This window comes from Methylobacterium persicinum (assembly GCF_022179525.1).
Taxonomy (GTDB): domain Bacteria; phylum Pseudomonadota; class Alphaproteobacteria; order Rhizobiales; family Beijerinckiaceae; genus Methylobacterium; species Methylobacterium persicinum.
The window spans coordinates 71,296-85,281 of record NZ_BPQX01000043.1; the positions used below are offsets into that span (position 1 = coordinate 71,296).

General features: G+C 69.2%; 10 protein-coding genes and 1 riboswitch. Of the genes, 3 read left to right on the top strand and 7 right to left on the bottom strand.

Translation table 11 applies throughout. The features are described from left to right. Window positions 1-24: 24 nt before the first annotated feature. The 3 genes from MFF22_RS18355 to MFF22_RS18365 form a co-directional block, all read right to left on the bottom strand. A complete protein-coding gene (locus MFF22_RS18355; protein ID WP_238250589.1) occupies window positions 25-1,404 on the bottom strand; it encodes a TolC family protein in 1,380 nt (459 codons plus the stop codon). Window positions 1,405-1,616: 212 nt separating this feature from the next. Beyond that, the gene (locus MFF22_RS18360; protein ID WP_238250591.1) at window positions 1,617-2,450 is read right to left on the bottom strand and encodes an alpha/beta hydrolase; all 834 of its coding nucleotides are present in this window, start codon (window positions 2,448-2,450) and stop codon (window positions 1,617-1,619) included. Next, window positions 2,447-2,668, bottom strand: a complete 222-nt coding sequence (locus MFF22_RS18365; protein WP_238250593.1) for a hypothetical protein — start codon at window positions 2,666-2,668, stop codon at window positions 2,447-2,449. Before MFF22_RS18365 ends, MFF22_RS18360 begins: the two co-directional genes overlap by 4 nt. A 490-nt stretch (window positions 2,669-3,158) precedes the next feature. Between MFF22_RS18365 and MFF22_RS18370 the strand changes: the two genes are divergently transcribed. Genes MFF22_RS18370 through MFF22_RS18380 form a run of 3 tightly spaced genes read left to right on the top strand, consistent with a single transcriptional unit; the run spans window position 3,159 to window position 7,607 of the window. Continuing rightward, a complete protein-coding gene (locus tag MFF22_RS18370; protein WP_238250595.1) occupies window positions 3,159-4,073 on the top strand; it encodes an LpxL/LpxP family acyltransferase in 915 nt (304 codons plus the stop codon). Beyond that, the gene (locus MFF22_RS18375) at window positions 4,070-5,464 is read left to right on the top strand and encodes an HlyD family secretion protein (protein WP_238250597.1); all 1,395 of its coding nucleotides are present in this window, start codon (window positions 4,070-4,072) and stop codon (window positions 5,462-5,464) included. Before MFF22_RS18370 ends, MFF22_RS18375 begins: the two co-directional genes overlap by 4 nt. Before the next feature lie 22 nt (window positions 5,465-5,486). Then, window positions 5,487-7,607, top strand: a complete 2,121-nt coding sequence (locus MFF22_RS18380; RefSeq protein WP_238250599.1) for a peptidase domain-containing ABC transporter — start codon at window positions 5,487-5,489, stop codon at window positions 7,605-7,607. Between the two features lie 39 nt (window positions 7,608-7,646). Here the strand turns inward: MFF22_RS18380 and MFF22_RS18385 are convergent, their stop codons facing one another. The 4 genes from MFF22_RS18385 to MFF22_RS18400 form a co-directional block, all read right to left on the bottom strand. Further along, window positions 7,647-9,674: a TonB-dependent receptor gene (locus MFF22_RS18385; RefSeq protein WP_238250698.1), complete on the bottom strand. Its 2,028-nt coding sequence runs from the start codon at window positions 9,672-9,674 to the stop codon at window positions 7,647-7,649. 238 nt (window positions 9,675-9,912) lie between these two features. Then, a riboswitch (cobalamin riboswitch) is annotated at window positions 9,913-10,110 on the bottom strand. A 93-nt stretch (window positions 10,111-10,203) separates the two neighbouring features. Continuing rightward, on the bottom strand, window positions 10,204-11,526 hold the full coding sequence (locus tag MFF22_RS18390) for an MFS transporter (RefSeq protein ID WP_238250601.1): 1,323 nt from the start codon (window positions 11,524-11,526) through the stop codon (window positions 10,204-10,206). Between the two features lie 310 nt (window positions 11,527-11,836). After that, entirely contained in the window at window positions 11,837-12,760 is a 924-nt protein-coding gene (locus tag MFF22_RS18395) for a hydroxymethylglutaryl-CoA lyase (RefSeq protein ID WP_238250603.1), read from the bottom strand. Continuing rightward, on the bottom strand, window positions 12,757-13,974 hold the full coding sequence (locus MFF22_RS18400; RefSeq protein WP_238250606.1) for a CaiB/BaiF CoA transferase family protein: 1,218 nt from the start codon (window positions 13,972-13,974) through the stop codon (window positions 12,757-12,759). Before MFF22_RS18400 ends, MFF22_RS18395 begins: the two co-directional genes overlap by 4 nt. Window positions 13,975-13,986 lie beyond the last annotated feature (12 nt).

Genomic DNA, 13,986 nt, shown 5'->3' on the forward strand with positions numbered 1-13,986 from the left:
CCGCGTGGCGCACCCCGCAGGCGGTCAGACCCGCAGGCGGTTCATCGCGGCGGCGAGGGCGTAGGTCGCCCGGTCCCGCGAATATTCCAGATTGATCTTGGCGATCCGCGCATCGGCCAGTTCGCCGACGGTGTTGAGTGTGTCCAGGATCGTCATGGTCCCGAGGCGAAGCTCCATCTGGCGGCCCTGCACGGCGCGGATGAGCTTGCGCACCCGCTCGGACGCCTGGGCCACCTGCTGCAGGGAAGAGCGGCGCTGTGTGAAGGCCACCGTCGCCTCGGCCACCACCCGGCGCTCGAGATCGAGGGTCTCGTAGGATTTCTGGCGGGCCAGCGCTTGGTCCCTCGCGAGGTCGCCGAACTCGCCCGGCTGGTAGAGGGGCACGACGGCCTGCAGCATGGTCGTCGTGTCGACGACCTTGTAGGGCGTGTTCGAGACCCAGCCCCGGCGCGTGTGATTGAACTGAAGGTTCAACTGCGGCGAGAAGCGGGCATAGGCGGCCTTTGCGAGGTAATCGGCGGATTCCGCGTCGAGCCGGGCCGCAATGAGCCTGGGGCTCTCGCCGAGCAACACGGCGCGGAGTTCGTCCAGGGACTTCGGCAGGAGCCGGTTGGGGACATCCGGCAGTGCGCTCGGGTTGGCGTCGGGCCCGGCGAGCCGTTCGAGTTCGGCGTCGGAGGCGAGCAGGTTCGCCCGCGCCTGTTCGAGGGCGGCCTGGGCCGCGATCACCCGGGATTCGGCGAGCGCCAGCTCCGCATTGGTGGCATCGTGAACCTCCCGGCGGGCCGCGACGCTGCGGGCCACCTTCGCCACGTCCGCGATGGCCGCCTCCCGCAGGCGGACGACCGCCCGGTCGCGCAACACGGCCAAATAGGCGCTCGCGGTTTCCAGGAGGATCTGCTGGGTCTTCACGTCCTGCAGGCCGCGCCCCGCGGCGACCGCGCTCCGGGCTGCCTCCAGGGTGTTGGAGCGCCGGAACCCATCGAAGAGCGGCAGGGTCAGCTGGAAGCCGTCGCCGCTCGGCTGCCGCCGGCCCACGGTATCGGTGCCGGTCGGATTCGAAGGATCCGTGTAGACATCGGGCTTGTAGCGGATCGTGCTGTCGAGGCGGTGATTGATGACGTAGGCCGCTTCGGGCAGGAACGCCTCGTAGCTGCTCAGCATCCGCGCCTCGGCCGCGGCCTGCCGCTCGTCGTCGGCCTTCTTGTCGAAGCTCGACCGCAGGGCCCAGTGCATGGTCTCGGAGAGGGATTGCGCGTCGGCCCCCGCTTCGGCGGCACCGAGGAGGCCGGCAGCGGCGAGCCCTGCTGCGGTCAGGACTGTCCGGAGCGGCGCGGGTTTGGCGGCGGATCGGGTGGCGTTTCGTGGCCTGCCGAACCCGCCTCCGGGATGATCCGGTTTCATCCGGGCAATCCTGCTCCTTGTGATGCCGTATACGCGGTTTAGCAGTAATCCGGCGTGGTTAATCGCCAGTGAAGCCTTGAACGGCTAAACCATCGCTCAATGAACGGTTTGAGGCTGCTGCAAGCCATACGAACACTGAAGCGTTGTGCAGCCTCAAGCCAAAAACCATCATTGGCTATCGGCCGGCCGAACCGTCCACGACACGAAACCTTTCAGGGGCTGTGGGCCTCCGCCTTGGGTGGCGCTGCGGGGAGGCGGGAGAGCCACAAGGCAAGGGACTCCGCCCCCGCGGGGTCGGATAGGATCATGTGCGATCCGGCGGGGACCCGGACGAAGGTGAGGTTCGGCCCGGCGCCTCCGACGAGAGTTTCCGCATGGTGGAGGGGGACGACCCGGTCATCCGTACCGTGAAGGACGAGGATCGGCGCCACGACGCGACGGAGGTCGGGGGTGACGTCGAAGGGGTCCTTCAGGGTCCACGCCACCGGGAACATCCAGTATCGCTCGGCGGCCACGGCCCGGATCGAGGCATAGGCGGCCGCGAGCACCACCCCGCCGACGGGGTGGCGGGCGGCGAGCCGGAGGGCGAGCCCCGAGCCGAGGGATTCCCCAAGGACAACGATGTCGCCGGGGGCGAAACCTGCCCCCAGCGCGAAGCGGTAGGCCGCCTCGGCATCGCGCCCGAGCCCCGCTTCGGACGGGGTGCCGCTGGAGCCCCCGAACCCGCGATAGTCGATGGCCAGGACGGAGCCGAAGGCCGAAAGCTGGCGTATCCGCTCGGCTCGCCGGGTCAGGGAGCCGCCGGTCCCGTGCAGGAAGAGGATGAGCCGCCGGCCCGTCCCGCGGGCGTACCACGCCACCAGATGTTCGCCGTCCTCGGTCTGGATCCGGTGGACCGCGACACCGTCCAGATCCAGGGCCTCCGGGGGCCAATCGAGCGGCTCCGGCCGGAACAGGATGTCCCGCTGACGGGCGTACAGGACACCGGTCGCCGCCAGATAGAGGAGGGCGAGGAGCCCGGTGATCGCGGTGAGCACGCGGATCACGGCGCCGGCCCGAGGACGCGCTCCGGCCCGCCGATCGATTCGGCGCCGGACCCTGTTCCGAACCGGCCCACGAAGACGAAAGCCGGCTCCAAGACGGCGTCGAGTCCCTCCGCCGCACCGCCGTAGGAGAGTTCGGGCGGCGAACCCGAGAGGAGCGCGCAAATGATCCCCTGTGATGACACGATTTCAGCGCTCTCGATGATATCTCGTGGGTTCATTCCGCTGCAGCCCCCGCGATCGATACCTGGATGGCAGTCCATCGCCGACTTCCGTTCTTCTCGTTGGGTCGATATGCGTTATTGGTGCCTAGGGGCATAAGGCGTTTTATGCACCATTAATTATTTTATGCTGTAATTTAGCCATGCTACGTGACTGCATTTAGGCTTTTTCAGTGGATATCCGTAGTTTTCTACGCTTGCTGGTAAATCTTTGTAAACCTAACCTCCAGCTGCGGCCCGCCCGTGGCCCGACGGCAGGCGGAACGCCGCGCCGTTTCCAGCAGGAGGCACCTGATGAAGAAGCTCGACCTCGCGACCCTGAAGTCCGTTTCCGGCGGCTGCGCCCCCTGCGCTCCGCCGCCCTGCAAGCCCGCTCCCTGCGCCCCCGCGCCGAAGAGCTGCAACTCCTGCTGTTCGTAAACCGGATCGAATCGGGCCGTCGGGCACAGTCCCGTCGGCCCACCCCCGCCGGGCGGATCCGGGCGGCGTGATGAGCGAGATCCCACCTTCGCGCCTCCTGGCGGCATCCCTGCCCCTTCCGGTCCGGCGACACGGTTTCAGGACGGTGTGGCCGGCCCGGCGCATCTTGCGCGGGAAGGCGACCCTCGGCCTCGCGCCGGTCTTCGAGGGCATCTTGCGGCTGTCCCGGGCGGAGGCCCGGCGCCTCGATGCGGAGGCACTGTTCGCCGACCGCCTCGTTCAGCTCGAATGGCTGGCGCTGCTGCGGCGGTCGCACCGGGCCATCCGGGCGGACATGCGCTCCGTCGCGATCCCCGATGCGGGTCTGATCGCAAGCGTCGCCGCGGGGGCGAAGCCCGTGCTCCTAGCGCCCCTCCATATGGGCTGCTTCGCACTCCCCTTCGCTGCCCTGATCGACCGGTTCTTTCCGGGGCGGCCCATGCTGATCCTGCGCGCCCGGGAGGACCGGCCCGTCGAGACCGCCGTGATGCGGCGGATCGGCGAACTCGGCGTGGACATGCGCTTCCTCAACGTGCGCAACCGGCAGGATTTCCTCGGCGCCATCCGCTTCGCCCGTGCCGGGGCGACCATCGTGAGCTTCATCGACCTGCCGGCGAGCTACGGGGCGCCCTTCCAGACGACGCTGTTCGGCCGGCCGGTCCAGCTCGCCCTCGGCATCGACCAACTGGCCCGGCTCACGGAGGCGACGGTGCTGCCGCTGGCCATCACCTCGTCGCTCGGCGGCGACGTCATCCATGCGGGGCGGCCCTTCGAGGTGGCCGACAACGCGCCGGACACCCGGCGGCAGGTCGCCGACATCGTCCGGCGCCACATCGAACGCTCGATCCTGCGGGCCCCTGAACAATGGTTCATGTGGCCGCGCCTCGACGAGTACCTGCACGATGCCGAGACCTCGCACAACGCCATGAGCGGAGCAAACGCATGACGTTGGAAGAAAGGCCGATGCCTCGCTACGGGCGCGCGGAAGGTAGCATCGAGCCCCCGGGTTCTGGCGACGAGCCTGCCCCTCAGGCTGCCCGAGACACAGCGCCGGACACCGCCCGGGGGGATGGCGAAGGGGCCGGGGAGGAGCGGCCGGCTTCGGCCCTGCCGAGCGCCCGCATCCTGCAAACCATCGACCTGCGCCAGAACCGCAGCGCGACCTTCGCGGCGATCCTCGTCGCCGCTGTGGTGGCGGCGGTCTCCGCGGGTCTCTGGTACGGCCGCTTCGCCCAGACCGAGAGCGTCCGCGGGATCGTGGCCACCACGGGGGGATTCGCCCGCATCGACGCGCCGCGGGCAGGCGTCATCACCCGCGTTGCCGTGCGCCAGGGCGAGGCGGTGAAGGTCGGCCAGCCCCTCTTCGCCCTGCGCATCGGGACCGCGACCGCAGGGGGCGAATCGGCCGTGGAGGCCGAGACCCGCAACCTGCTCCTCACCCGCAAGACGCTGGCGGAGGAGGTGGCGCGTTCCACCGCCTTCATCGACGAGGCGACCCGCCAGCAGGCGAAGATCGAGGCCGATCAGGCGGCCTACTATGCCGGCCTCGCCGATCAGATCCGCCGCAGCGAGGCCGCCGCCGAGCGCAGCCGCGCCACGGTCAAGCGTGTGGCGGCCTATGTCCGCCAGGGCGACGCCACCCGCGATCTGCTCGAATCGCACGAGCGCACCACCTTCGAGTACGACCGCCTGACCTCGGATCTGCGCCTCCGGCGTATGGAGCAGCTCCGCCTGGACGCCGAGCGCAAGCGCGACTTCCGGCAACTCGTCGCAGCCCGGGAGACGCAGAAGGTCTCCGCCCAGAACCAGATCGAGGCGACCGACAGCCGGCTCGCCGCCCTACGCACCGAATCGGCCCTGGAGGTCCAGGCCCAGGGTGCAGGCGCGGTGCTGGCCCTGGCCGGCAAGGTCGGCGACTCGGTGGCGGCCGGGCAGTTCCTGGCAGCGGTCGGCGATCCCGGGGCGGCGCCCCTCGTCGTGGTCGAGGCGCCCGCCCGGGCGGTGGGCCTCGCCAAGGTCGGCCAGCGGGTGATCCTCAAATACGATGCCTTCCCGTTCAAGACCTTCGGCATCTATCACGGCACGATCAGCTCGATCTCCGAGGCCGCCATCCGGGCGCCGGGGGAGGCCAAGGACGATCCCGGGCTCGATCCGCGCCCGGTGGTCCGCCAATCGGCCTACCGCATCGAGATCACGCCCGACCGGCCCGATGTCGATGCCTATGGCGAGCGCGTCCCGATCCGCGTCGGCTCGACCCTCTCGGCGGACATCGTCGTCGAGCGTCGGCGGCTGATCGACTGGATGCTCGATCCGATCCGCGCCCTGCGCGGGCGGTGAGAAGGGCTGGGGACGAACGCCGATGTTCGCTTCGCGACTCCACACCCGGGCCGTCCGCCCCGTGCTCCAGAGCGAGACGATGGAGTGCGGGCTGGCCTGCCTCGCGATGGTGGCCAACGCCCACCGTCACGACCTGGACCTTCCCTATCTGCGGGCGCTGTTCCCCCCCTCCCGCCGGGGCATGACCTTCGCCGAGATCGTTGAGGTCGCCGGACAGATCGGCCTCGACGCCCAGGGGCTCGCGGTCTCGCAGGTGGAGGAACTCGCCGGGCTCAAGGGTCCGTCGATCCTGCACTGGAACGGCAACCACTTCGTCGTGCTCGAGAAGGTGGTGCGCGGCACCTATCACGTCCACGATCCGGCCTTCGGCCCGCGCCTCTATGCCCGGGAAGACATGGAGCGCTATTTCGCGGGCGTCGCGCTGGAATTCGAGCCGCGGATCGACTTCAAGGCCGTCCGGGCCTCACGGAAATCGCTGTTCTGGAGCGTCTACCGCTCCTGCCGCGGCATCGAGCACACGGTCGGCCTGATCGCTGTGATGTCCCTGGCGGCCACCCTCTTCGCCCTGGCGACCCCCGTCTTCCTGCAGACGGCCATCGATACGGTAATCCCGCAATACGACCTCGACCTGCTCACGGTGGTGATCGTCGGTCTCCTGCTGTTCACCGCCTTCGAGGCGGTGTCGCGGTGGCTGCGGGACCTCGTCACCCTGCGCGCGGCGACGATGTTCGAGATCCATTTCACCCGCAACATCATCGGCCATGCCTTGCGCCTGCCGCTCGGCTTCTTCGAATCCCGTCATCCCGGCGATTTCGTCACGCGGCTCACCTCGGTCGATCAGATCAAGACCTTCCTCGTCACGGGTTTCGTCTCCTCCATCGCCGACGGGATCATGTCCGTGCTGCTGGTGGGCATGATGTATTACTATGCGCCGGCCATGGCGGGGGTCTCGGTGCTGACCCTGGTCGTGGCGGTGCTGGTGCGCTTCGCGACCTATCCCGAGATCGCCCGGGCCACGACCCTGTCCCTGGAATCGCGTTCGGAGGAACAGGCGCGGCTTCTGGACGGCCTCAAACAGATCGCCGGTCTTAAGGCGAGCAACACTGGCGGCTTCTTCGCCCTGAAATGGCTTGAAAGCTTCACCCGCTTCGCCAATTTCGGCTACCGCTCCAAGAAGCTGTCGATCGACGCTGACCTGTATCTCCACCTGATCTTCGCGCTGGGGACGGTGGCGACACTCTACATGGGCGTCACCGACGTGATGAAGAGCACGCTCTCGGTGGGCGTGCTCTACGCCTTCTTCGCCCTGCGCGCCGCCTTCTTCACCACGATGAACGCGCTCATCATGAGCTTTCTGCAACTGTCCGTGATGCGGGTGCATTTCGGCCGCCTCGACGACGTGCTCGACGAGACGCCCGAACCCGCGAGCGAGGGCGTGCACATCGCCCGGGTGATCCGTCACAGCGTCGCCCTGGAGGGCCTCGCCGTGCAGTTTGCCGCCAACGACGCCCCCCTCATCGCCGAGGTGAACCTCACGATCGACATCGCCCGTCACGAGACCCTGGCGATCATCGGTCCTTCAGGCTGCGGCAAGTCCTCCCTGCTGCGCATCCTGGCGAGCCTGCATCCGGTCCGGCGCGGACGGCTCCTCGTGGATGGCCGCCCGATCGATGCCTTCGGCGTGCACGAGTACCGGGCGAATATCGGTTGCGTCTTCGCCGACGACCAGCTCTTCGCCGGGACGGTGGCCGAGAACGTCGCCCTCTACTCGCCCGACATCAGTCAGGCGCAGATCGAGGCGGCCCTCGATCAAGTGGGCCTGCTCGATGCGGTCCATGGCCTGCCGCAGGGCTTCGCGACCCTGCTTTCCGCCGAGAGCCCCCTTCTCTCCACCGGGCAGAGGCGGCGCCTGATCCTGGCCCGCGCCCTCTGCCGCCGCCCGCGGCTCCTGCTCCTCGACGAGGTGACGGCCAACCTCGACCCGGCCTCCGAGGCCGAGCTGGTGCAGGCGCTCCTGCGCTTTCCGGCGGCGAAGGTCTTCGTGACCCATAGCCGTCACGTCCTGCCCTATGCCGACCGGGTGCTCACGGTGCACGGCGGGACCCTCGTCGAGACCCGTCCCGGCACGGCGGAGGCGGCCTGAGGGGCCGTCCGCCGCGCCTGGGGCTCCGGACCGGTCGCGTCAGAACCGGCCGGCCACGGTCAGCCGCACGGCGGTGGGCTCGACGGGATGGAACACCCGGTCGATCAGCCCCTCGGCCGGCTCGCCGGGAAGTCGGGAGACGTAGGCATAGGTGATCTGGTCCGACTTGCTGTTCGTCAGGTTCAGGATGTCGAGGGACACGCTGACCCCGTTCTCGAAGGCGTAGCCGACCCGGCCGTTGAGCAGGGCGGTCGGGCGGGAGCGGATCGAGTTGTCCTCGATCAGGGGGCGCGGCCCGAAGTACCTGAAGCGCAGGGACCCGAACCAGCCCAGCGGCTCGCCGAAGGTGATGCCCGCGGAGGCGATGGTCGTGGGGGCCTCCGGCACCCGGTTGCCGACGGGGTCGGCATCCGAGAAGCGGGCGTTGGTGATCGTCAGGTCGCCCTCCAGGGACAGGAAGGGCGTCACCGCATAGCGGTTGGTCCATTCCACGCCGAAGCGCCGGGTCGGCCGGCTCGGTTCCGTGGTGCCGGTGTCGCCCTGGAACAGGTTCTCGGAGGCGAAATCGAGCCGGAACAGGGCCACGCTCGTCTCCAGCCCGGCGATGGACCGGTTGCGCAGGCCGACCTCGTAGCCCGTGGACGGGACGAGGAAGGGCGCGCGCGTGGTGGTGAACAGCGCGCTCGCCGGATCGACCGTGGCGGTGACGCCGCGCACGTCGTTCGAATGGAAGCCGCCGCCGTAGTTGACGAACAGCTCCGTGTCGAACCACGGCCCGAGGGTGAGGCCGAGCTTCGGGTTCACGATGCCGTCCCGGGCCCTGCCCGAATTTGCCGGGGTGTCGGAGGCGACGCTGGCATAGTAGCCGTCGGCACGGAAGCCGATGGCGGTGCGCAGCCACTCCGTCCATCGCACCCGGTTGTCGAAGTAGAAGGCGCCGCTCGTCTCCAGCACCCGGTCGTCGAGGATGCCGGAGCGGTATTGCCGGTTCGTCGTGTCGAACAGGCCGACCCGGATCGTGTCGGTGCGGGTCTGCACGCCGATCTCGTTCTCCATCGGACGGCCGAACAGGTCGCCCTGGAAGATGTGCAAGGCCTCGCCACCGCCGATGATCCGCTGGTCCAGCTGGTGGAACTGGTCGCCGTTGACCGGGTCGTTCAGGAAGTAGGTGAAGTCGTTGAAGAGGTTGAGCTGCGAGCGGACCACGTAGGCCGAGGCCCGGGTCACCCCCGTGGTGTCGGTGGCGCTGAACTTGCCCGAAACGGAGAAGCGGGACGTGTCGCCGCCATCCGTGGGGTTCAGGGTTCCGTACCGGTCGATCAGCCCCGAGACGACGGCGCGCTCGGGGATCTGGTTGGTCGCCGTCCAACGGGCGGCATAGGCCATGCCGGTGACCGAGAACCCGTCGAGCGCAGTGCCCTGGCTGTAGCGGGCCACCGTGCTGATCTTGCGCAGGGCGTCAGGGACGACCCATGGCCCGTCGTAGACCTGGGCATCGGCCGCGACCAGCAGGTTGCCCCCGGCGAGGGGCGCCGAGGCGATGGACAGGGCGCGCCGGTAGCCGAACGAGCCGATGGAGGTGAGGGCGAGGTTCTTCGGGACGCTGTCGAGGTAGTCGATCCGCACCGACCCGGCCGAGGCGAAGTCGCCGTCACGGACGAAGTAGGGGCCCTTGTGGAACTCCACGCCGCCCACGAGTTCCGGGATCAGGAAGTTGATGTCGGCATAGCCCTGGCCGTGGGCATGGGTGCGCATGTTGAGCGGCATGCCGTCGAGGAACAAAGCGATGTCGGTGCCGTGGTCGAGGTTGAAGCCGCGGAGGAAGAACTGGTTGGCCTTGCCCTCTCCGGAATGCTGCGTGACGATGAGGCCGGGTACTTCCTCCAGCACCTCCCCGGGCCGCGTCACCGGACGGTTGTTGATCTGCGCGCCGGTGATGAACCCTGCGCTGGCGGAATCCACGGTCAGCAGCTGGCCGCCGATGCCGCTCACGCCGCCGGCATAGCCCGCGCTCGCGGCGGGGGCGGTCTGCGCGACGGCATCGGTCTTCTCGGAGGTGACCGAAATCTCGTCGAGTGTCGTCTCGGTCGGGTTGGATCCGCCCTGGGCTGGGGCGATGCCGGGGAAGGCCGTCAGGCCAAGACTGGAGGAGATAACGAAGGCGGGGAGGGACGCGAAACGCGGACGGCAGGACACGGGGGCCTCGACGGCGACAGTGGCACGTCACCGCGGATGAGGTCTCCCCGCCGAGCCATCGGCCCTGCGCTTCGACACCCGCCAGGACACCCCGCCCGGCGCGTTCCGCGTGTGACCACGGCTGACGGCAGGTCTCCTGGCTCACGGGTCACCGCCCTCGCACCGTCTTCCCGGATGGACCCATCCAGTGACGCAGTGGTGCCGGGCTCGCCGCTTACAGTTGCGGGGGCAGCCGCGGCATCGGGCCGGAAGCCCCCACCGCGTTCCCTTTTGATCCCCGAGGGGAACCGTCACCGCCGTCATCCCATCGCGGCGGGGAAGGGTCAATCGCACCGGGATGCCGGCGGTCCGGTTGGGTTTGCCGTGTGGCCCGTCCGCCGCATCGGGGGCCGCCCCCGGTTCAGACGCCCCGGTCGTTGCGGCGCAGGCTGGCGGGGGGCGCGAACAGCAGGAGCGCCGCGGCGACGAGGCAGAGGGTGCCGATGCCGTAGAGGGCGGGGGTGGTCGAGCCGGTCAGGTCCTTCACCCACCCCACCGCCACCGGGCTGACGATGCCGCCGAACTGGCCCAGCGTGTTGATGAGGGCGATGCCCCCCGCCGCGCCGACGCCGGTCACGAGCTTGGCCGGCAGGGTCCAGAAGGTGGGGATCGAGGCCACGATGCCGGAACCGACCAGCGCCAGGGCGATCATCAGGGGCACGATCTGCTTGTCGAACAGGCCAGCGGCGAAGAAGCCGATGGCCGCCGCGACGGCGAGGCCGGCGACGAATTTCGGGCGGTCCCCGGAGGCGTCGGACAGGCGTCCGATCACCACCATGCTGATGGCGCCGCAGATGTAAGGCACCGCGGTGAGGAAGCCCACGGAGGCCGCCGTGCCGCCGGTGGCGGTCTTAATGAGGTCCGGCCCCCAGAAGTTGAGGCCGTAGGAGCCGACCTGCAGGAGAAAGTAGACGAGGGCGATCAGCAGGAAGCCCGGCTGCCGGATCGCGCCCCACAGGGAGTGATCGCCGATCCCGCGGTTGTGGTGGGCGATCGTCGAGGACAGGACGCCTTTCTCCTCGGCCGTCAGCCAGTTGGCGTCCTCGATCCGGTCGTCGAGGCGAAGGAACACCAGCACGCCGAGGACGAGGCAGGGCAGGCCGCCGGCCAGGAACAGCCACTGCCAGCCGGCGAGCCCCGCCGTGCCGTTGAGGCCGCCGAGGATCAGCCCCGCCACGGGGGCGCCGAAAATGCCGGAGAAGGCCGAGGCCACGAACAGGAACGACGTCACCCGCCCGCGGAACGAGGCCGGGAACCACAGGGTCAGGTAGTAGAGGATGCCCGGTGCGAAGCCCGCCTCCATCGCGCCGATGACGAAGCGGAGGGCGTAGAACTGCCACTCGGTGGCAATGAACACCATCAGCGCCGTGGCGATGCCCCAGGAGATCATGATCCGGGCGATCCAGCGCCGGGCCCCGACCTTGTAGAGGAACAGGTTCGAGGGCACCTCGAAGATCACGTAGCCGATCACGAACATGCTCGCCCCGAGCCCGTAGGCGACGTTGCTGAAGCCGAGATCGCTCTGGAGCTGGAACTTCGCGAAGCTGATGTTGATGCGGTCGAAGAACGCGAACATGTAGCAGATCATGATCAGCGGCATCAGCCGCCATGCGGCCTTGCGGACCACGCTGCTCTCGGTGACTTCGGCCACGCCCGTCAGCGGGCTGGTGGTGACGGCGCTCATGGGTGTGTCCTCCAAGGGGTTGGGCGGCCTGCGCCCACGGGCCGTCCGGCGCCGCTTCTGATGGCGGCGTCCGGCGGTAAGGGGTTTTGCGGTCGGCTAGAGCCGGAACAGATCGAGTTGCATCAGGGCCGCATCTCCTCCTCAAAACCCTCATCCTGAGGTGCCGCGTCAGCGGCCTCGAAGGAGGGCTCCAGAAGTCGCGCGATCCCTGGAACCCTCCTTCGAGGCCGCCGCTTCGCGCCGGCACCTCAGGATGAGGGCAAGAGGGGTCAACGGTAGCAACATGCCAATTCGAACACCCCCTGGCGCCTCAGGCGGCCTGCGGGATCGGGTGCAGGTCGGAAGGGCGTCCGGCCTTGGCGACCTGCCCCGGCACGTCGTGCCCGACGAGGCGGGGCAGATCGCGGGAGAGGCCGATCAGAGCTTCGAGGTCGAGGCCCGTCGCGATGCCCATCTCCTCCGCCATGTTGGCGAGATCCTCGGTGCAGATGTTGCCCGTGGCCCCCGGTGCGAAGGGGCAACCGCCGAGGCCGCCGAGCGCCGCGTCGAACCGGCGGGCGCCGGCTCCGTAGGCGGCGAGCACGTTGGCGAGGCCGAGCCCTCGGGTGTTGTGGAAGTGGAGCGTCAGGCGCCCGGCCGGCACCAGGGCGAGCGCCCGGGCGACCAGCGCCTCGACCTGCCGGGGGTTGGCCATGCCGGTCGTGTCGGCGAGCGTCACCCCCTCGATCCCGAGGGCGAGGTAGCGCTCCACCTGCGCCAGCACCTTGTCCGCCGGCTGGTCGCCCTCGAAGGGGCAGCCGAAGGCCGTGGCCACCGTGGCGTTGGTGGACAGCCCTGAGCCCTTCAGCGTCTCCATGATCCGGCCGAAGCCCTCGATCGAGGCGGCGGGGGTCATGCCCATATTGGCGCGGTTGTGGGTCTCGCTGACGGAGGCGACGAGGTTCACCTCATCGACCTTCGCCGCCAGGGCCCGCTCGGCCCCCTTGGGGTTGGGCACCAGGGCGACGTAGACCGTGCCCGGCCGCCTCTTGATCCCGGCAAACACCTCGGCGGCGTCCGCCAGGGCGGGGACGGCTTTGGGCGAGACGAAGGACGAGACCTCGATCCGCGAAAAGCCCGTGGCGGCGAGGGCGTCGATCAGGGCGACCTTGTCGGCCGTCTCCACGAAGACCGGCTCGATCTGGAACCCGTCGCGGGTGGCGACCTCCTGGATCAGCATCGCATCGCCGGTCATTGGACGGCTCCCTCGCGGCGCAGGCGCGCGATCGTCTCGGGATCGCGGCCGAGATCGGCCAGGACGTCGTCGGTGTGGGCGCCGAGCGCCGGCCCTTGCCAGCGCACCGAGCCCGGCGTGCCGGAGAGCTTGGGCACGATGCCTGGCATCTTGACCATCGTGCCGCCGGGCAGCTCGGCATCGAGGATCATGTCCCGGGCGGCGTAATGCGGATCGGCGACGATGTCGGCGACCGAGTAGATCCGCCCCGCCGGCACGTCGGCGGCGTCGAGGACGTCCAGGGCCTCGTCCACGCTGCGCGCCTTGGTCCAGTCGGCGATCACCCCGTCAAGCATCGCCGCCACGGCGCTGCGGCCGTCATTGCCGCGCAGCGACGGGTCCTCGGCGAGATCCGGGCGGCCGATGGCCGTCATCAGGCGGCGGAAGATCGGGTCCGAGTTGCCGGCGATGACGACGAACCCGCCATCCTTGGTAGGATAGGTGTTGGAGGGCGTGATGCCGGGCAGCGCGCCGCCGGTGCGGGTGCGGACCTCGCCCAGCAGGTCGTATTCCGGGACGAGGCTCTCCATGACGTTGAACACGCTCTCCACGAGCGAGACGTCGATCACCTGGCCAGCGCCCCCGGCGGTCTTGACGTGCAGCAGGGCCATCAGGGCGCCGATCACCCCGTGGAGCGAGGCCAGCGTGTCGCCGATGCTGACGCCGACCCGGGCGGGGGGGCTGTCCGGGCTGCCGGTGGTGAAGCGGATGCCGCCCATCGACTCGCCGATGGCGCCGAAGCCAGGCCGGTCGCGGTAGGGGCCGGTCTGGCCGTAGCCGGAGATGCGGACCATCACCAGCTTCGGGTTCAGCGCCGACAGAACGTCCCAGCCCAGCCCGAGCTTCTCCAGGCCGCCGGGGCGGAAGTTCTCGACGACCACGTCGGCGCTGCGCACGAGGTCCTTGACCACGGCGAGACCGTCCGGCGATTTCAGATTGATCGCGATCGATTTCTTGTTGCGGGATTGCAGGTACCACCAGAGCGAGGTGCCCTCGTGCATCTTGCGCCACTTCCGCAGGGGGTCGCCGTCGTTCGGCGGCTCGACCTTGATGACCTCGGCGCCGAACTCGCCGAGGATCTTGGTGGCGAACGGTGCCGCGATGAGCTGTCCGAGTTCGAGGACTCGGATGCCGCTGAGCGGACCCTGGGCCGGAGCCGGCGATGAGCTTGGCATGAGCGCTCCCTC

Coding starts and splice junctions, on each gene's coding strand:
- MFF22_RS18355 (WP_238250589.1), bottom strand. CDS start 1,404: ATGAAACCGGATCATCCCGGAGGCGGGTTCGGCAGGCCACGAAACGCC.
- MFF22_RS18400 (WP_238250606.1), bottom strand. CDS start 13,974: ATGCCAAGCTCATCGCCGGCTCCGGCCCAGGGTCCGCTCAGCGGCATC.
- MFF22_RS18370 (WP_238250595.1), top strand. CDS start 3,159: ATGAGCGAGATCCCACCTTCGCGCCTCCTGGCGGCATCCCTGCCCCTT.
- MFF22_RS18395 (WP_238250603.1), bottom strand. CDS start 12,760: ATGACCGGCGATGCGATGCTGATCCAGGAGGTCGCCACCCGCGACGGG.
- MFF22_RS18365 (WP_238250593.1), bottom strand. CDS start 2,668: ATGAACCCACGAGATATCATCGAGAGCGCTGAAATCGTGTCATCACAG.
- MFF22_RS18390 (WP_238250601.1), bottom strand. CDS start 11,526: ATGAGCGCCGTCACCACCAGCCCGCTGACGGGCGTGGCCGAAGTCACC.
- MFF22_RS18380 (WP_238250599.1), top strand. CDS start 5,487: ATGTTCGCTTCGCGACTCCACACCCGGGCCGTCCGCCCCGTGCTCCAG.
- MFF22_RS18375 (WP_238250597.1), top strand. CDS start 4,070: ATGACGTTGGAAGAAAGGCCGATGCCTCGCTACGGGCGCGCGGAAGGT.